The sequence below is a fragment of the Massilia polaris genome (assembly GCF_012927275.1).
In the GTDB taxonomy this organism is placed as follows: domain Bacteria; phylum Pseudomonadota; class Gammaproteobacteria; order Burkholderiales; family Burkholderiaceae_D; genus Telluria_A; species Telluria_A polaris.
In genome coordinates this window covers 312,360-332,128 of record NZ_JABBGG010000003.1, presented here as the reverse complement: position 1 = coordinate 332,128, position 19,769 = coordinate 312,360, and the positions used below count along the sequence as shown (strand labels likewise).

The 19,769-nt window shown below is 64.2% G+C and carries 9 protein-coding genes and 1 pseudogene; 7 read left to right on the top strand and 3 right to left on the bottom strand.

Annotated features, from left to right (window positions below):
• Positions 1–4: 4 nt before the first annotated feature.
• The 6 genes and pseudogenes from HHL21_RS07735 to HHL21_RS22110 all read left to right on the top strand — a co-directional run.
• Positions 5–931: an alpha/beta fold hydrolase gene (locus HHL21_RS07735; RefSeq protein ID WP_169464678.1), complete on the top strand. Its 927-nt coding sequence runs from the start codon at positions 5–7 to the stop codon at positions 929–931.
• A 409-nt stretch (positions 932–1,340) separates the two neighbouring features.
• On the top strand, positions 1,341–3,638 hold the full coding sequence (locus tag HHL21_RS07730; RefSeq protein WP_169464677.1) for a sensor domain-containing diguanylate cyclase: 2,298 nt from the start codon (positions 1,341–1,343) through the stop codon (positions 3,636–3,638).
• Between the two features lie 58 nt (positions 3,639–3,696).
• Positions 3,697–5,898, top strand: a complete 2,202-nt coding sequence (locus HHL21_RS07725) for an NADP-dependent malic enzyme (protein ID WP_169464676.1) — start codon at positions 3,697–3,699, stop codon at positions 5,896–5,898.
• A 184-nt stretch (positions 5,899–6,082) separates the two neighbouring features.
• Positions 6,083–8,281, top strand: coding sequence for an outer membrane beta-barrel family protein (locus HHL21_RS07720; protein ID WP_206085653.1), 2,199 nt, complete (start codon positions 6,083–6,085; stop codon positions 8,279–8,281).
• A gap of 117 nt (positions 8,282–8,398) precedes the next feature.
• Entirely contained in the window at positions 8,399–8,923 is a 525-nt protein-coding gene (locus tag HHL21_RS21610) for a rhodanese-like domain-containing protein (protein ID WP_229496174.1), read from the top strand.
• Positions 8,809–9,249, top strand: a pseudogene (locus HHL21_RS22110) (sulfurtransferase); the annotation flags it as partial. The gene HHL21_RS21610 and the pseudogene HHL21_RS22110, both read left to right, overlap by 115 nt.
• Positions 9,250–9,405: 156 nt before the next feature.
• Here HHL21_RS22110 and HHL21_RS07705 read toward each other — a convergent pair.
• From HHL21_RS07705 to HHL21_RS07695, 3 genes are all read right to left on the bottom strand, one after another.
• Positions 9,406–11,448 carry a glycoside hydrolase family 97 protein gene (locus HHL21_RS07705; protein WP_169464675.1) on the bottom strand — a complete coding sequence of 681 codons (2,043 nt, stop codon included), beginning with the start codon at positions 11,446–11,448 and terminating at the stop codon, positions 9,406–9,408.
• 85 nt (positions 11,449–11,533) lie between these two features.
• A complete protein-coding gene (locus tag HHL21_RS07700) occupies positions 11,534–14,662 on the bottom strand; it encodes an alpha-1,6-glucosidase domain-containing protein (protein WP_169464674.1) in 3,129 nt (1,042 codons plus the stop codon).
• A gap of 581 nt (positions 14,663–15,243) precedes the next feature.
• Positions 15,244–16,140, bottom strand: coding sequence for a PilZ domain-containing protein (locus HHL21_RS07695; RefSeq protein WP_169464673.1), 897 nt, complete (start codon positions 16,138–16,140; stop codon positions 15,244–15,246).
• 233 nt (positions 16,141–16,373) lie between these two features.
• Here HHL21_RS07695 and HHL21_RS07690 point away from each other — a divergent pair, with 233 nt between their 5' ends.
• Complete coding sequence (locus tag HHL21_RS07690; RefSeq protein WP_169464672.1) at positions 16,374–19,664, top strand: amidohydrolase family protein; 3,291 nt, start codon at positions 16,374–16,376, stop codon at positions 19,662–19,664.
• Positions 19,665–19,769: the final 105 nt, after the last annotated feature.

The window sequence follows — 19,769 nt, the reverse complement described above, 5'->3', positions numbered from 1 at the left end:
CGTGATGAGTACATTGAACTTTCTAAAGCGCTGCAGCCGCATGGCCGCGTGCCTGATGTTTTTGCTTGCAACAGTCGTCACTGGAAGCGCCTCGGCGCAGGCGATTGCAAGCAAGTTCGCTGAAGCCAACGGTGTACGCTTGCACTATCTGGTCGCAGGAAAGGGCGAGCCGATGGTCCTGCTGCATGGATACGCCCAGACGTCGCACATGTGGCGTCCGCTGATCAAGGAGTTGGCAAAAACGCATCTGGTAATTGCTCCGGATATGCGCGGCGCGGGATCGTCGGCTGCCCCGGCGGACGGCTACGGCAAGGCCGCACTGGCAAAGGACATACATGCGCTTGCCACGTCCCTGAAGCTCGGTCCAGTCAAACTGGTAGGACACGATATTGGTCTCATGGTGGCCTACGCCTACGCGGCGCAGTATCCCGCCGAAGTCAAACGCATCGTGCTGATGGACGCTTTCTTGCCCGGCGTCGGAAACTGGAAGGACGTCTGGCTGCTGCGCGACCTGTGGCACTTCCATTTTTACGGCACCACGCCGCTGGCGCTTGTGTCGGGCCGAGAACGTCTCTACTTCGAACACTTCTGGAACGATTTCGCAGCCAACAAGACCAAGTCCCTGTCCGAGGCCGACCGCCGTTTTTATGCAAAGGAATACGCCAAGCCCGGGCATATGAAAGCCGGCATGGAGTATTTCCGCAACTTCGAGCAGGATGCCAAGGAATTTGCCGTATTCGCCAAAACGCCGCTGCCGATGCCGATGCTGGTGTTGGCGGGGGAGAAGGCCTCCGGTGAATCCTTGGTAAACCAGGGCAAGCTGGTCGCCACCAATGTCGAGGGCATGGTCGTTAAGGATGCCGGTCACTGGCTGATGGAAGAAGCGCCCACCGTTGTCATCCCCAAGCTGGTCGACTTCCTGAACCGCTAACTTTACCCACCAATCAGGAGCACACCATAAATTAACCACCATCGCTGTCGTCGATCAATCGGGGTAAGGGCAGTGCGGAGCTGGGCCCGACGAACTGGCGCGGCTTCCGCAAATACAACGGAGTCATTGTCAGAACGGCAATTCGCGTTGTCAAAATTGCCGTCCGGTAAGCATAATCTGAACAGATGTGCGAAGATACGCTTATAACGCTTGCCGCCCGGTATGGCTGCGAATGGATTTATTCCAGGTCGCCTCCCCAACAAACGGACCATGCCCGCGCGCGTTCACAACTTGCTGCCCCAATCCTGTCTAAAAATCGCATCCTGGCGCGCAACTCATAACTGTCCTCGTTGAAGCCCGGCGCCGCCTGCGCCGCCTCCCGCGTCGACGCGTTTTGCTGGGTGTCCAGATGAACCATTCCATAGTTGCCAAGGTGCGTCCCCATGCGCCCGCCATCGTTGTCCTGCTGGTCTGCATGCTCCTCACGATCATGGTCAGCCTGGTCGAGCAGCGCCATGCGAAGGACCGCGCCGCGCTGCACGCCTCGGCCGCCGCGACCCAGTTCCAGCGCACGCTGCAGCAGGGCATCGACTCCTACATGGCGCTGAACCGCAGCCTGGCGGCGCACTTCAGCGCACTGGACGCCGCCCCAGGCGAAGACGGCGTCGCGGCATTTGAAGCCTACATGCGGTCGGCCGACGGACTGCGCCAGAATCCTGGCATGAGCTACATCGGCTACATCCGGCCCAACAAGCGCTCCGCTTCAACCACTGGCGCGCAGGGCAACCGCGCCAGTCGCGGTCCGGATCGGGAGTACACCTACCCCTACCTTTTCGTCTTCCCCGACAATACGCGCGGGCGCAGCCTCGCGGGACTGGACTATGCCACGCTCCCGGAGCGCTGGAGCGCGATCCAGCAGGCGCGCGACAGCGGGCGCAGCGTTGCAACGGCAAGGCACCTGCCGATCGCCGGGATTTCCCACATCCCGGTGATTGCCCTGTTCACGCCGATCTATGACCAGAAGCTCCCCGCTTCGACGGTGGCCGAGCGCCGCATCGCCGTGCGCGGATATATCTATTCGATCTACTACATCGGCGAAATGGTCGAGCAGGTGATGGGCAAGGATTTCCACGACCTGTTCGATCTTGAAATCTATGACGGCGAGGTCCGCGCAGAAACTATCTTGTACGACGGCGACCAACGGGCGCATGCCCTGCTGAAGGTTACCGACCTGCCGCTGGCGCACCGGGCCAACGTCGATATTGCCGGCCGCACCTGGCAGCTGCTGTTCTATTCCACGCCTGTGTATGTGGAACGCTACGATAGCTGGAACGGCGCGGCGATACTGGTGGTCGGCTTCGCCTTGTCTGCGGCGCTTGCGGCGATGATGCTGAACTGGACGCGCCGTTCCCAGGTGCGCTGGACCGAGCGCACAGCGCAGCTGGAGTTCGACACCGTGTTCGAGGGCCATCCGGCGGCCGTATGTTCCATCGACCTGGAGGGGCGGATCCTGAATACCAACGCCCAGGCATTGAAGGAATTCAAAGCCAACAAGGCGGACCTGATCGGCACAGCATTCGACCGTTTCATCGTGCGCGACAAGCAGGAGGCCGCCCGCAAACTGTTCGACGAGACCAGTCGCGGAAACGCCGTTTCCTACAATTCGGCCGTGATCGACGGCGCCGGTGCCCAAGTGGAGATCAGCGTGATCATGATCCCGGTGAAGGCCGGCAGCGCGGTGGTCAGCGTGCTGGTGATCGCCCAGAACATCACTGCGCAAAAGCAGCGTGAATGGCGTATGCAGGAGTCGCGCAAGATGCTGCAGCTGGTGATCGACAACATTCCGCAACGCGTGTTCTGGAAGGACACCAGCTTCGCTTTCCTCGGCTGCAACAAGGCCGCCGCGGCGGATGCCGGCGTCGCCCAACCGGACGACATCATCGGGCGTAACGACTTCGAGCTGGCCTGGAGCGAGAGCGCGCCGCAGTACCGCCAGGACGATATCGAAACCTTGCGCAGCGGGATCGCGAAGGTCAACTACGAGGAGCCCCAGTATCGCGAAGATGGCAGCTCAAGCTGGCTGCGGACCAGCAAGATTCCGCTTACCGATATGGACGGCAACACCATTGCCTTGCTTGGACTATACGAGGACATCACGGAACGAAAGAAGATGGAGAACAAGCTGCGTGAACTCGCGCACTACGACACCCTGACCGGCCTGGCCAACCGGACATTCTTCCTGAGCCACCTGGAGCGCGCGGTGTCCAACCGGCGCCGCCATGCACCGCTGGCGCTGATGTACCTCGACGTCGATCATTTCAAGGCCATCAATGATTCGTACGGACATGATGCCGGCGACGCGCTGTTGCGCGCGTTCGCGGAAAGGGTCACCGACACCGTCCGCGAACTGGACATCTTCGCGCGCCTGGGCGGCGACGAGTTTGCGCTGATCCTGGAAGACTTGCCGAATCGCGCGGAGGCCGAACGCATCGGCTCGAAGCTGGTCGACGCAGTGCGGCGACCATTCCGGATCGGCGAGCGCTGCGTTGCCGTGAGCACCAGTATCGGCATCGCATTTTTCGAACCCGGCATGGGCCCCGACGAGCTGATCCGCCGTGCCGACCAGGCGATGTACAGCGCCAAGCGCGCGGGCCGCGACCGCTTCCAGATTGCTTCCCTTCCGGCAATGGCGGACATCGCCAGGTAGCCGGCCTCCAGGTTTGCTATCATTCTGTCAAAGAACCTGGCAATCACGTGGAGAGAACATGAGCATCGAAAGCAACAACAACGAAGATAAAGACACCCAGCTGCGCGCGGATGCGCTCGAGTACCACCGCAGCCCGACGCGCGGCAAGATCGAGGTCGTCGCCACCAAGCCGCTGTCCAATCAACGCGACCTGTCGCTCGCTTATTCGCCGGGCGTTGCGTATGCCTGCGAAGAAATCGCCGCCGACCCGAACATGGCCGCTGAGTACACCTCGCGCGCCAACCTGGTCGCGGTGATCACCAACGGCACCGCGGTGCTTGGCCTGGGCAACATCGGGCCGCTGGCATCCAAGCCGGTCATGGAGGGCAAGGGCTGCCTGTTCAAGAAATTCGCCGGGATCGACGTGTTCGACCTCGAACTGGACGAGATGGATCCGGACAAGCTGGTCGACGCCATCGCGATGCTCGAGCCGACCGTGGGCGGCATCAACCTTGAAGACATCAAGGCGCCGGAATGCTTCTATATCGAGAAAAAGCTGCGTGAGCGGATGAATATCCCCGTGTTCCACGATGACCAGCACGGCACCGCGATCATCTCGACCGCGGCGCTGCTGAATGCGCTCAAGGTGGTCGGCAAGAACATCGGCGAGGTGAAGCTGGCGGTATCGGGCGCCGGCGCGGCGGCGATCGCCTGCCTCGACATGATGGTGCTGCTGGGCGTGAAGCGCGAAAACATCTTCGTGACCGATTCGAAGGGCGTTATTTTCGTGGGCCGCGAGGCCAACATGGAAGCCAACAAGGCGCGCTATGCGCAGGCGACCGAAGCGCGCCAGCTTGCCGACATCGTCGACGGCGCCGACGTGTTCCTGGGCTGCTCGACGGCGGGCGTGCTGACCGGCGAGATGGTCAAGGCCATGGCCTCGCAGCCGGTGATCCTGGCGCTGGCCAATCCCGAACCGGAAATCCGGCCGGAAGCCGCGCGTGCGGCGAGGCCCGATTGCATCATTGCGACCGGCCGGTCGGACTACCCGAACCAGGTCAACAACGTGCTGTGCTTCCCCTACATCTTCCGCGGCGCCCTCGACTGCGGCGCGACGCGCATCACCGACGAGATGAAGCTCGCCTGCGTGACCGCGATCGCCGAGCTTGCCGAAGCGGAGGCCAGCGATATGGTGGCCTCGGCCTACGAGGGCCAGGACCTGTCGTTCGGTCCCGACTACATCATCCCGAAACCGTTCGACCCGCGCCTGCTGGCGGCCATCGCGCCGAAAGTGGCGGAAGCCGCCGCCGCGTCCGGTGTTGCGGCCCGCCCGATCGAGGACATGGCGGCCTACCGCGACAAGCTGGCGGAGATGATCTACCACACCGGTTTCTTCATGAAACCGGTGTTCACCAAGGCCAAGGCCCAAGCGCGCCGGGTCGCGTACGCGGAGGCGGACGATCGGCGCGTCCTGCGCGCCGTGCAGACGGTGGTCGACGAAGGGCTGGCCAAACCGGTGCTGATCGGGCAGGGCGCCAGCGTCGAACGCGCGATCAGCGAAGCGGGACTGAGGCTGCGGCGCGATGTCGACTACACGCTGGTGGAGGCCGACGGCGACACCACGCTGCAGGGCGCGCGCCTGCTGAAGTCCGGCGCGGTCGATGCGCTTATCTGCGGCATGAAGGGCGGCTACGACAGCCACCTCGAGCACGTGAAGAACGAGATCGGCACCGCGCCCGGCGTCAACGTGCTGGCTGCGATGAATGCGCTGGTGCTCGACAAGCTGACGCTGTTCATCACCGATACGTATGTCAACGACCAGCCCACCGCTGCGGAACTGGCGCAAATCACGCAGCTGGCCGCCGCCACGCTGCGCCAGTTCGGCCTTGAGCCGAAGGTGGCGCTGCTGTCGCATTCCTCGCAAGGCTCGTCCGAACGCCCGTCGGCGCGCCGCATGCGCGAAGCGCGCGAACTGCTGGCGCAGGTGGCGCCCGAGTTGTCGGTGGTCGGCGAAGTCCATGGCGATGCCGCGCTTTCGCAGGAAATCCGCGACATCTACAAGATCGACAGCGGCTTCGCCGGCAGCGCCAACCTGCTGGTGATGCCGTCGCTCGATGCCGCGCACATCCTGTTCAACGTCCTCAAGGTCGCGGCAGGCAAGGGCGTCACCGTCGGACCAATCCTGCTTGGCGCCGCCAAGCCGGTGCACATCCTCAGTCCGAGCGCGACTGTGCGGCGCATCGTCAACATGACGGCAGTGGCAGTCGCTGGCATGAACTGACCGGCTCGTGCTGGTCCGGCCGTATGCGCCGGCCGATTCGTTTCACCTGCGCGCCGCCGCGCGCAGGCATTCCCTTTGTTCGGACCCCCGTTCCCGGAGAACTGATATCGTCACGCCACGCATTCGTCACACTGCTCAATTGATTCCGCTGCTGGCCGGCGCCGTCGTGGCAGCCGCCCCGGCCATGGCCCAGCAAACCCGGAACGCGCAGCAAATCGCGACGACGCAGCCGGCGCCGAAGCAGGCGCCCGAACAGGGCGCTCCACTGGCCACAGTCACGGTCACCGCAGCCAGGCAGTCCAACCGCATCGACCGCCAAGTGTACGACGTGAAGGCCGACCCGGCCACGTCAAACGACACGGTGGCCGATACCCTGAACAAGGTGCCCTCGCTCGCGGTCGACCCGGACGGCAACGTGACGCTGCGCGGCAAGAGCAATGTGCAGATCCTGGTGGACGGCAAGCCGTCGGCCATGATGCAGGGCGAGAACCGGGCCGCAGCGCTGAACGCCTTGCCGGCGGGCGACCTCGAATCGGTCGAAGTCATCAACAATCCCGGCGCCCAGTTTGGCAACGAGGGGGGCGGCGGTCCGATCATCAACCTGGTCATGCGGCGCGAACGTACTCCGGGCGGTTTTGCCACCGTCAACGTCAACCTCGGTACGTCCGGGCGCTATAACAGCATGGCCTTCGGCAGCTACACGACCGGGCGCATGAGCCTCCATGGCAGCATCAACCGACGCCACGACAGCCGCGGCTCGACTGGCGAGACGGCGCGCGAGCGCATCGACCCGGTCACTGGCGCAGTGGCGCGCAGCACCCAGTCATCGCAAGGCGAGTCCCGCAACGATGCCACTGGATTCAATGGCTCGCTCAGCTATAACCTGGGCGAGCGCGACGTGGTGGCAGTGACCGCCAGCTACAGCGAATTCGGCAGCGATGGCGACTCGCTCGAACGCTACCGCAGCGCCGGCGCAGGCGGCATGATCGACAGCGAATACGCGCGCGCGAGTTCGCGTGAAGGCGTCAGCAAGAACTACAGCCTTGGTGGACGGCTCGACCACAAGGGCAGCCTGCCGGGCGAGGTCTTCAAGGTCGACCTGCGCGTGTCCAGTACCGATGCCGACAACGATGCCCGCTTCGCCAGCCGGTACGCCGTGCGTCCATCCGGTGCGCTCGACAGCCTGACGCGCCAGGACAACGCGACCGATACCCCCCTGGCCGACTTCACCGGCGACTACGAGCGGCCGCTCGGCCCCGGCCTGCTCAAGCTCGGCTACAAGCTGGCGCGCACCGGCAACAGCTTCGATACCATGTTCTTCAACACCGATCCCGGCACGCTGGCCGAGACGATAAACCGGACGCGCACCAACCGCTTCGAACTGGACGACACCACGCTCGCGCTGTACGGTTCCTACCAGTACCGCATCGACAGCCAGTGGAGCGTGCTGGGCGGGCTGCGTGCCGAGTACAACGAACTGGACATAAATCAGGTGACGAGCGGCATCCACGCCACCAACAGCTCCACCGACCTGATCCCGAGCGCCTTCGTCACCTACGGCCTGTCGGACGACACCACGCTGCGGCTGAGCTATGCACACCGCATCCGCCGTCCCAACGCGGGCGAACTGAATCCCTTCGTGCTCTACCGCGACGAGTTGAACGTTTCGTCGGGCAACCCGAACCTGAAGCCGAGCGGGACCGACTCGCTCGAACTCGGCATGGAAACCAAGCTGGGCAAGGTGGATACCAACCTGCGCGTGTATGCGCGCCGCGATGCCGACCTGATCTCGGAACGGCGCTTCCTCCTCGAGGACGACGTGCTGCTGACGACGCGCGACAACGCCGGCGACAGCCGCTCTGCCGGCATCGAGTTCACCTTCAGCGGCAAGGCGACCCAGAAACTGAGCATCAACGCGAGCGGGAATGTCGGCTACAGCGACCAGTCGGTGCTGGGCAGCGACAACCGTGGCGACGGCCGCCGCAGCGCGGCCTCGGTGACGGGGCGCGCCCGTTTCGGCTACCAGATCGATTCAAAGAACAATCTCAGCCTGTCCCTGAATGCAACCGGCAAGCAGCTGTTCGGTGAGGGCTACCGCAAGCCGACCCGCACCGCCGACCTGAACTACCGCCGCAACCTGACCCAGGCGCTGAGCTTCGTCCTGAACGTCAACGACCTGTTCGATTCGCAGAAGATCGAGACGGTCACCGAAACGGCCAGCCTGCGTGAGCAGAGCCTGCGGCGCTTTAACGGTCGGATGGTGTTTGCGGGCTTGTCATATCGCTTCGGGTCGTTCGGAGGAGCCGGCGCGCGTGGGCCTGGTGGGCCTGGCGGCGCTGGACGCGCCGGACCGGGGCCGGGCGGTCCTCCGGGCGGCGGCTAATCCGCCAATATCACGAGCAAAGCTCCAGCAAGGGAGCTTATGTTTTCCGCGATATAATGCTGCATCCGAGTGGCGCTTGCGCGCCCGCACCCGCATTCCCGCCACACCTCCGCCCAGTTGAACAGCGCCGCCATCATCGCTCCCTTTGGCTTTCGCCGCGATTTGCCGCGCTGGCGCCAGCTCGTCCCGTCTGCGTGGGTGGCCGGACTGGTCACGGGCGCGCCAATCACCGCGGCACCCGCTGGCGAGTGGCGACTGTTCGAAATCGGTTTCGGCGCTGCGGAGGCGTTCGCGCGCGGTCACATTCCCGGCGCCGGCTACATCGATACGGCGCAGCTCGAACGTGCTCCGCTCTGGAACAAGGTGCCCGACGCCGAACTGAAACAGCTTTTGTTAGGCCATGGCATCCGCCACGACGTTACCGTGGTTCTGTACAGCCGCAATTCCCTGGCGGCCGCCCGCGCCGCACACCTGCTGCGGTACGCCGGCGTCGTCGACGTGCGCCTGCTCGACGGCGGCTTCGCCGCATGGACCGGGGCAGGGTTGGCAGTTGCGCAGGGGCTTCCGCAGACCTACGACGCAGCGGCCGATTTCGGCGCGGCCTTTCCGGGGCGCCCTTTCCGGGGCTCCCCGAATACATGATGGACATGTTCCAGGCACGCAGCTTGATCGACCAGCCCGACGGCACACTGGCAAGCATCCGCACCTGGAACGAATGTAGTGGCAAGATTTCCGGATACCGCTACATCGACGCCAGGGGCGATATCCCCGGCGCCCGATGGGGGCGCGCAGGCGCAGGCGCTGGCGATGACGTCAACTGCATGGCCGAGTTCAACCGCCGCGATGGACGCATGAAACCCATGGCGGAAATCTGCCGGATGTGGTCCGCCGCCGGCATTCACGCCGACCGCCGCACGGCGTTTTATTGCGGCACCGGCTGGCGCGCGTCCCTGGCGTTCTTCTATGCGTGGCTGATGAACTGGGAGCGCATTGCCGTCTATGATGGCGGCTGGTGCGAATGGAGCCGCGATGCCGCAAATCCCGTGGTGTGCCGGACAGCGATTCCAGTCGACGGCATTGGCACCTCGAGGAGCAGTGGCCCGGGGGAGTGGGGCGGGGCGCCGTCAGGGAACAGGGCTCAGGCGGATCGCCTGGCCGCCGCCCGGAGCGAGCTTCAGCTGCAGCACATCGTTCGCATCCACCGTGCGCTGTTCGGCCACCAGGTCGAAGCGGCGCGCGGTGCGGTAGTCGGCCTGGTCGCCGTCGCGGTAGATCTCGGCGACGTAGCGTTGGCCCGGCGCGAGGAAGCCGAGCGGCAGCGACAGCGTGCGGGCCGCGCCATCGGTCACCGAACCCACGTACCAGTCGGCCGAGCGGCGGTCCTTGCGCGCGATGGTCGCGTATTCGCCGACCGCGCCGTGGATCACGCGCGTGTCGGCCCAGTCGGTCGGCACGTCCTTGATGAACTTGAACGCTGCCGGGTACTTTTCGTAGTTCTCGATCAGGTCCGCGGCCATCACGATCGGCGAGTAGATCAGCACGAAGTTCGCCAGCTGCTTCGCTTGCGTCGAGTGGATCGGCTTGCCGTCCACGCCTTCCAGGCTCAGGATGCCGGGCGTGTAGTCCATCGGTCCGCTCAGCATGCGGGTAAAGACCAGGTTCGCCTCATGGTCGACGCTGTTGATCGGATTGCCCCACGCGTTGTACTCCATGCCGCGCGCGCCTTCACGCGACAGCCAGTTGGGATAGGTGCGGCGCAGGCCGGTGTCCTTGACCGGTTCGTGCGTATCGATGGCGATGCGGTAGCGGGCCGCCTCGCGCACCGCTGTCAGGAAGTGGCGCGATGCTTCCTGCGAGTCGGTGAACGCGAAGTGGGTGCTGTTGCCCGGGCCGGCAAACAGCGCCGCGCCGGCGTCGGTCACATAACCCGACTTGATGCTGTCGATGCCATGGCGCGCATACAGCTTGTAGCCCGCGTCCATCTGCTTTTCGTAGTGGGCGACGTTACCGCCGGTCTCGTGGTGGCCGATCAGCCGAACGCCCTTGCTGATCGCATACGCGCTCAGCGCCGGCAGGTCGAAGTCGGGATAGGATTTGGTGAAGCTGAAGTCCGCTCCGCCGCCGGCCCAGTTGCTGTCCCAGCCGATGTTCCAGCCCTCGACGAGTACGCCCCGGAAGCCGTTGGCAGCCGCGAAGTCGATCCAGCGGCGCGTGTTCGCCGTGGTGGCGCCGTGCTTCGCGCCGCTGCCCCAGCTGCTCTTATTCAGGTGCATCTCCCACCACACACCGACGAATTTCGACGGCTTGACCCATGAAACATCGCCAAGCTTGTTGGGCTCATTCAGGTTCAGGATCAGGTCCGACATGTAGAGGCCAGCGGCGTCGCCGGCGATCTGCATGGTGCGCCACGGCGTCGAGAAGGGCGCGCGGCGTTCGACCGCCGGCCCGGTCGCCGATGGCGTCAGGTGGGCGCGGAATTTCTGGCCTTCGACCCGGCGCATCCACATCGACGCGTAATCGACCAGCGCCGCTTCGTGGAAGGCGATGTGGGTGCCGTCCTCCGTTTTCACCGTCATCGGCGTGTTGGCTGTGCCGACTTCGCGTACCGGGGTTTTCAGCACCGGGTGTTCGAGTGCTGCTACTTCGCCAGCAACCTGCCACCAGGCGGTGCCGGGTTTGGCGACCACGAACTCGGTCAGCTCGTCGCTGATCTTCACGTCCTTCAGCTGTTCCTGTTTCGGGAACTCGTAGCGGAAGCCGACGCCGTCGTCGTAGACGCGGAATACCACCGCGATGCGGCGGTTCCTGAAATCCTTCTGGACCAGGTCCAGCCGCAGTTCCTGGTAATGATTGCGGACGAACTGGCGCTCGCCCCACGGCTGTTCCCATGTGTCGTCATGCGAAGCCAGGGTCTTTTTTTCGAGCGAGAAGCCGCCGTCGAACTTGGGCGCGTTGGTCAGGATGAAGCCGAGGCGCGACCAGGTGATGACGTCTTCGCCGCGCCGCTTGATTGCGTAGGCCAGCTTGCCGCCGGTTTCGATCCTGACGTCGACATTCAGGATATTGTTAGGCGAGGCGGCGCTTGCGACAAGCTCGTCGGCCCATACAGGTGGCGCCAAGCAAGAGGCGGCAAGGATGGCCGAAATCAGGCCGGCTTTGATGTGCATGGGTCGATTCTCTTCGTCGTTAAATGAGGTCATCTTAAACACGCCGCCCCCGTATCCGCGAGGGCGGCGCTTGCTGCGCCACTTGTCAGTCGTCGTTGCCGCTGCCATTGCCGTTTTCGACGAAAACCACGGTGGTCCGCGGCGGAATGCGGAAGGTGCCGGTGGCCGCGTCGAAGCTGGCAGTCCTTGCCAGTGTGTCGCTGCCGGACTTGCGATGCACCTTGTGCACCGCCAGCTTGCGGCCCCTCATGTCGGCGATGGAGAGTTCTTTCGCCACCTTGTCGACATTGAAGAAGGTCGTGACGCTCTTGTACTTTGCGCCAGGGTAGCGCTGGCCGTCAATGCTCATCGCGACCAGCCCCGCGACCTGCTGCGGCCCGGTGTTGTGGAAGCGGACGCGATCGATGACGTCCCGCGCCGTACGCAGGCGGAACAGCGAGGTGTCCTTGCGGATTTCAAGCAGCTCGATGAAGTAGTCGCGCGCGCCGAGGATCGCGGCGCGGTTCGGCTTGACCAGCGGGTTCGCCAGGATCGGCGACATGAGCTCCCAGTTGCCGCTGTTCGGGCCAGCCATCGGCAGTCCGACGCCGAAGTTATTGTCCTGGTAGCTGTAGTCGAGGCGGTTGAACCAGTCGCCGGCGTTGTAGCTGTCGCGGTCCATCGACTTCGAGCGCAGGATCTCCTGGCCCGCATGGAAGAATGGCACGCCCTGCGACAGCATGTTGATCGCCGCGCCCAGGTTCTGTACGCGCACGCGGTCGGCCAGGCTGGTCGACTGCGGCAGCTTGTAGGCGTTCAGGTCGAACAGGGTCTGGTTGTCGTGCGCTTCGACGTAGTTGATGGTCTCGGCGGGACTGGCAGCGAAGCCCGCTTCCTGGCCGAAGTAGTCGATCTGCGAATTCTTGCGCAGCGCGCCGAAACGGTCCGTGAAGCTGTACTCGCGCAGGGTCCCCGACAGGCCGACCTTGACCAAATCGCCCAGGCGCAACAGGTCGTCTTTCGATTGCGTGCTCATCGCGTTCGGATCGTAGTACACGCCGTTGATGAAGCCCTGCTGGCTGACCAGGGCGGTGCCGCCGTCGCAGCACCCGCCGCCGCGCACCGCATCGCGCAGGCGGTCGTTGAACGAGCCGATGCCGGTGCCGGCCATGTTCGACTGACGCGCCTGCACGAAGCGCGCGTCGTTGGCCGCGGCGCCGAAGTTCCATGCCTCGCCGTACAGGTAGATCTCGCGACCGGCCGCCTTGTTGACCGCAGCTTGCAGGCGCTTGATGAGCGCCAGCGGGTGCATGCCCATGATGTCGAAGCGGATGCTGTCGACCTTGTACTGGCTGGTCCAGGTGACGGCCGAATCGATCATCAGCTTGGCCATCATCGCGTTCTCGGAGGCGGTATCGGCGCAGCAGCTGTCGTTGGTGATGTCACCCTTGGCATTGAGGCGGTAGTAGTAGGCCGGCACGATGCGGTCGAGCACCGAGGTCGGTCCCTGCTGCGAGCCGCTGGTGTGGTTGTAGACCACGTCCATGGTCACGCGCAGGCCTTCGTCGTGCAGCGACCTGACCATCGCGCGGAACTCGCGCACCCTTACAGCGCCGTTGACGGCGTTGGTTGCGTAGCTGCCGTCCGGGGCGGTGTAGTGGACCGGGTCGTAACCCCAGTTGAAGCAGTCGCTGTTTTCGCTTGCCGCCACGGCGGCCTGCTGGGCGTCCGAATTCGGGCCCGCGGCCGGCACCGCCGGGGTGCTGCAGCCGGTCTCGTTGACGCTGGCCATGTCGAAGCTTGGCAGCAGGTGGATGTGGGTCAGGCCCGCGCGCTGCAGCATGCGCAGATGCTGCATCCCGTTGGAGCCGGTGTCGGTGAAGGCCATGAACTTGCCGCGGTGCGCGGCCGGCACCGACGTATCGCTGGCGCTGAAGTCGCGTACCTGAAGCTCGTACAGCGCGATGTCGGCCGGGCTGTCGAGGCGCGGAATGCGCTGGCTGTCCCAGCCGGCCGGCTTGAGCGCGGGGCTGTCCAGGTTGGCGACGAAGCTGCGCTGGCCGTTGGCGTCCAGGCTGAGCGAGTACGGGTCGGTCACCATGTTGCTGACCACCTGGTTGCCGGCCCAGCGCGACAGCACGTTGACGGTGTAGGTGTAGTAGGCGCGGTTGGTCCAGCGCGCGTCGGGCGCGGTGTAGTGCCACACGCCGCTGGCCGCGTCTTTCGACATCGGCACGCTGGTTGGGGTCGCGCTTGCGGCGTCCGCATGCACGTTCAGCGAGACCGATTTGGCGGTCGGCGCCCAGACGCGGAAGGTAGGTACGCCTGCCGCGGTGAAGGTGACGCCGAGCTTCGCGTCAGCCGCGGCGCTGGCGAACACCGCGTCGAGCATTCCGCTTGCCTGCAGCGAGGTGACCTGCACCAGCTTGCCCGCGGCGCTGTACTGCGCGATGGCGAACTGGCTGCTCGCCTTCGCAGCAAGGCCGGCGGCGTCAGCGGCCGACAGCTTCAGTGCGGTGAGGCCGGCTAGGTGCGGGTACTTTGCTTTCAGTTCGGGCGACAGTTCGCCGCCGATGGCCAGGTCCATGCTGCCATCGGCGCCAGTGACGCCTTCCGGCGCCGAACCAAGTCCGCCATTGGCAGCATAGAACAGCTTGTAGCTGCCGGTAGCATGCGTGCCCGGCCAGGCGAGGGTGCCGGCCGACAGCCAGTGCGCCGACGCGTTGGCCAGGTTGCCGTAGCTGATCGGCGGAGGCGAGGCGTGGATCGTGCAGTCGCCTTCGAGCATCCAGATTTCCTGGCCGGCGGTCGCGATGTCCGAACGCAGGTCGACGCCCTGGTCGTTGCCGCAGTTCTTGTTGCCGAAGCCATCGGTGACCAGGAACCAGATCGAGGTCTTGCTGGTGTCGAGCGGGATGTCGACGTAGCCGCCGAAGGCGTCGCTGCCGGTCATCATGAAGCGGTCGGTGATCCAGGCCGAACTCGGGTTGGCCGGGCCCCACCACGAGTACACGCCCCAGTCGCGCTCGTCTCCCTGTGCTCGGTGGAAGTGCATCCGGATGGTGCCGGGCGCCTGGGCGGCAACGGCGCCGCGTGTGGCCGATTGCGTGAATGATTGGGATGGCTGGGCGACGGGTTCCGCGGTATTGCCGCCGCAGGCGGCCAGCAGGACACCAGCGGCGCCGGCAGTCAGAATCTGTGTCAGCCGCGAAGTAATACTACCAAGAGACTTCATGTGTGACTCCTTTGGAGTGAGGTGCGGCTGGCGGCGCCTTGTCCTTGATTCGTCGTTCTTGCGACGCCGGGAAGGCCGGGAACGGTGATGCTGGATGTAATATTACTACAGCATGTTGTAGAAATTTACTTGCATTGGCGTAAAAAATGGATCGGCGCTGCGGATCGGCTGCATTTTTTAACGTTTCGCCTATAAGCGTCTATATCCAGACATTTTCATGTTCTCCGCCACAACGCGAAAAATAGCGGATGGCGCGGCGCTCGTTCGCCGATTGTCCGCGGTGAAAATCTTTCATAGGGGAGGGCATTTCTACGTAGAAAATTCTATTTACCTTATTAATATTTTTTCGATATTAATACGATAGCTAAATCGAATTTGTGGCGTCATATTCCGGTCATGCATAGCCGCATCATGGACGGCAAGCAACGGGGGCAGCACCTCCGACTCCGGCCAGGCGGCGTATGCGGGCAGCTGGAAGGCGTGGCTGAACGGCTATGGCGCGACCCATGCCGGCACGCTGTACCGATCGACGGTGCAGACCTCGTTCGTCATCGACGAGGTCACGCTGACCACGCAATAAGTCAGGCTTCGGCCAGTTGCTCGTAGAGGAACGACTTCAGCGCCTTGGCAGTGGAGTCGTCGATGTGCCCGGCGAATTCGACGCCGTAGCGCATCTGCTGCGACAGCTGGCCCCTGACGCTGCGGATCACGCCGGGCACCGAAATGAGCTGGGCCGTGTCGGTGATCCGGGCCTGGAAGGTCACCGTCAACGCGGTCCCGGCTGCGCCAAGCAGGAGCCCGGTCTCGATCGCGCAGCCGGAATCCGACAGGTTGGTGATCAGCGCAGGCAGGACAGAACCATTGTCCAGCGTCACGGATACCGACAGGCGCGCCGTCACGCGCAGCGCCTGGCGGAACACCTTGGTCACCACTTTTTGCGGGTAGCGCAGGAACAGGTGGCCGTTCGGCACCGCCGCGTAGCGCATCAGCGTGGTCTTGAACATGCACAAGGTGCGGCCGAACAGGATCTGGACCGTCATCGGCATGCCTTCGAAGTTCTTCCACTTGTGCTCGTCGCCAAGGCCGAGCACCGGCGCCGACACGATCAGCGACGACATCGCGATACGGCCGTAGAAGTCGGCATTGACGGTGCGGTTGTCGTCTTCCGCAGGCAGCTTGAAGGTCAGCACGACGGTCTCGGCGTTCTGCTTGAAGTATTTGAGCGGGTCGCTGGTGTGCGAGGCGATCTTGGCGCTCAGTTCCTCGGAGTCCATGTCGATCGCCGGCCTGCCGCGATCGGCTGCCGTGCCGATCCGCACTGGGGTGGACATGATCAGGCGCTGCTGGACAAACTCGTCAGGCACGACAAAGCCTGCCGGCGCCAGCAGGTCTCCGGTGGCCAGGAATACCGGCCACGGCAGGGCGCCGCCGACCGGGATGTCGCTGGCAAATAGGTAGACGAGCTGTGTAGCTGCCATTGATGAGTGCTTGTTGTACGCGTTGCTTGGATGCTACAGAAGATTTAACGATTTAGCAACAGTTCCACCCATGCTTCCGAGATGGGGGTTGCGCTTGCCACCCTCGTATGTACGCACAAAAGACGCGCCTGCGTGAATTTTTGCGTGTATGCATCTCATTTCCGTTCCAGTACGGAAGTAGAATGTAGATCGGCATTTATTGCCGCCATAACAAAACGAGTTTAGGGAGTCCTATGTTTACATTGCGCGCAGCGGCCATCGCTGCATTCCTCGCGTCCACCGCGTCCATGGCAGCCGCGGCCGATGCGCCCGCTGACGACAAGAAAAAATGGGACGTCAACAACCCACCGGGCGCGGCCGGCAAGGTCAGCATCGATACCCGCAGCGGCACCTGGATGAGCGTCGACGTCAGCCCTGACGGCAAGAACATCGTGTTCGACCTGCTCGGCGACCTGTACATCCTGCCGATCGGCGGCGGCGAGGCGAAGCCGCTGACCCATTCGATGGCCTGGGAAATGCAGGCGCGCTTCTCGCCCGACGGCAAGCAGCTGGCATACATGTCGGACGCTGCGGGCGGCGACAACATCTGGGTGATGAACGTCGACGGCACCGGCGCGCGCGAAGTCAGCAAGGAAAAATTCCGCCTGCTGAACAATCCTGTATGGCACCCGAACGGCCAGTACATCGCCGCGCGCAAGCACTATTCGGGCACCCGCTCGCTGGGTTCGGGCGAGATCTGGATGTACCACGTGCAGGGCGGCGGCGGTGTCCAGCTCAACGAAAAACCGAACTGGCAGAAAGACCTGGGGGAACCGGCGTTCTCGCCGGACGGCCAGTACATCTATTACTCGCAGGACACCACGCCAGGCGCCGTATTCCAGTACAACAAAAACTCGAACGACGAGATCTACAAGATCTTCCGCCGCGACCTGAAGGGTGAGAAGACCAAAGCCTTCGTCGACGGTCCGGGCGGCGCGGTGCGTCCGACGCCTTCGCCTGACGGCAAGTACCTCGCCTTCGTGCGCCGCGTGCGCAACCAGTCGACCCTGTTCCTGAAAGACCTGGCCACTGGCAAGGAAACGCCGGTATGGGGCGAGCTCGAACGCGACATGCAGGAAGCCTGGGCGATCCACGGCGTGTATCCATCCTTCAGCTGGATGCCGGGCAGCAAAGAGATCGTGGTCTGGGCCAAGGGCAAGATCTGGCGTGTCGATCCGTTCGCCAGGTCGGCCAGGGACATCGCCTTCCACGTCAAGGACACGCGCGACATCCGCGAAGCGGTGCGTTTCAGCCACGCGGTCGCGCCGGAATCGTTCGACGTGCGCCAGCTGCGCTGGACCAACGTCGCGCCGCAAGGCAACAAGGTCGTCTACTCCGCGCTGGGCCACCTGTACGTGCGCGATTTGCCGAACGGCGAGCCGAAACGCCTGACGAAGCAGTCCGACCACCTGGAATACTTCCCCAAGTTTTCGCGTGACGGCAAGCGCGTCGTGTTCGCCACCTGGGACGACGACAAGCTCGGCTCGATCCGTACGATCGACCTGAACAGCGGCAAGGAAACCACGCTGACCACGGCGCCGGGCAAATACCTCGAGCCGTCGTTCTCGCCGGACGGCAAGGAAGTCGTCTACGTCAAGGGCGAGGGCCGCCACCTGATGACGCCATGGCACGGCCTGGAGCCGGGCGTGTACAAGGTCGAGACTGGCGGCAAGGGCAAGCCTGTGCTGATCACGGACGAGGGCCGCGCGCCGCAGTTCGCCAGCGACAGCAACCACGTGTACGTCACCCGCGTCGCCCGCTCGAACGAAGTCGATTCGATGACCTCGCTGGTACGCATCCGCCTCGACAAGTACGAAGAGAACGTGGTCGCCAAGGGCGAATTCGTGACCAACTTCGCGGTGTCGCCGGACGGCGCATGGCTGGCTTACGGCGAGCGTTTCCACACCTGGGTAACGCCGCTGCCGCTGGCCGGCAAGGCCGTCACCATCGGCGAGAAGACCGAGCAGCTGCCGATGCGCCAGCTCGACGTCGACGCCGGCGAATACCTGCACTGGAATGGCGACAGCAGCGCGCTGCACTTCTCGCTGGGCGACCAGCTGTACACGCGCGACCTGAAGCTGGCGTTCGCGCCGAACGACCCGGATGCCAAGAAAGAGAAGCTGCGCGCCGACGCCGTGATGAAACAGCCAGGCGTGAAGATCGGTTTCGCGGCCAAGGCATCGGTACCGCGCGGCACGGTGGTGATCGACGGCGCCCGCATCGTCACGATGAAGGGCGACGAAGTGATCGACAACGGCCGCATCGTCATCAAGGACAACCGCATTGCCGCCATCGGCAAGGCGTCCGACGTCGCCGCGCCGGCGGGCGCCACCCGCATCGACGCGGCCGGCAAGACGGTCATCCCCGGCCTGGTCGACGCGCACTGGCACGGCGCCATGGGCGAAGACGGCATCGTGCCGCAGCAGAGCTGGGTCGACTATGCCGGCCTCGCATTCGGCGTGACCACGGTGCACGATCCATCCAACGACACCGGCACCATCTTCACGCACAGCGAGATGCAGCGTACCGGCCAGCTGGTCGGCCCGCGCATCTACTCGACCGGCACCATCCTGTACGGCGCCAAGGGTAACTTCGCCGCGCCTGTCAACAGCCTGGACGACGCGATGACCCACGTGCGCCGCCTGAAGGCCGGCGGCGCCATCAGCGTCAAGAGCTACAACCAGCCACGCCGCGAACAGCGCCAGCAGATCCTCGAAGCTGCGCGCCAGACCGGCATGATGGTGGTGCCTGAAGGCGGCTCGCTGTTCCAGCACAACATGACGATGGTGGTCGACGGCCACACCGGCATCGAGCATTCGATTCCGGTCGAGAACGCGTACGACGACGTCAGGCAGCTGTGGTCGCAGACCAAGGTTGGCTACACGCCGACGCTGGTGGTGTCCTACGGCGGCCTCGACGGCGAGCACTACTGGTATGCCCGCACTGATGTGTGGAAGCATCCTATTCTGTCGCGCTACGTGCCGAAGTCGGTGCTCGAACCGCGCAGCGTGCGCCGCGAAACGGCGCCGGAAGAGGACTTCAACGTGTTCCGCGTGGCCCGTACCGCGACCGAGTTGCAGCGTGTCGGCGTGCCGGTCAACATCGGCGCCCACGGCCAGCGTGAAGGCCTTGGCGCGCACTGGGAAATGTGGTCGCTGGTTGGCGGCGGCATGACCTCGCTCGAAGCGATCCGCGCGGCGACCCTGAACGGCGCCCGGTACCTGGGCCTGGACAAGGACGTCGGCTCGCTCGAAGTGGGCAAGCTGGCCGACCTGTCGATCATCGACGGCGACGTGGTCGCCGACATCCGCAAGTCGGACCGCATTACCCACGTGATGATCAACGGCCGCCTGTATGAGTCGGCGACGATGAACGAAGTCGGCGCCACGCCGAAGAAGCGCAAGCCGTTCTTCTTCGAAGGGGCCGACGGCGCGAATACGCCGGTGCAGTCGAACACGCACAGCCACGGCGCCGACCAGCACTAACAGCGTCCCGTAGCATGCAACGGCCCGGATCGAGATTCTCGCCCGGGCCGTTTTCATTTTGTCCCCACTGCCGCGCGGTTCCCGCTTTCGCGGGAATGACGGCAC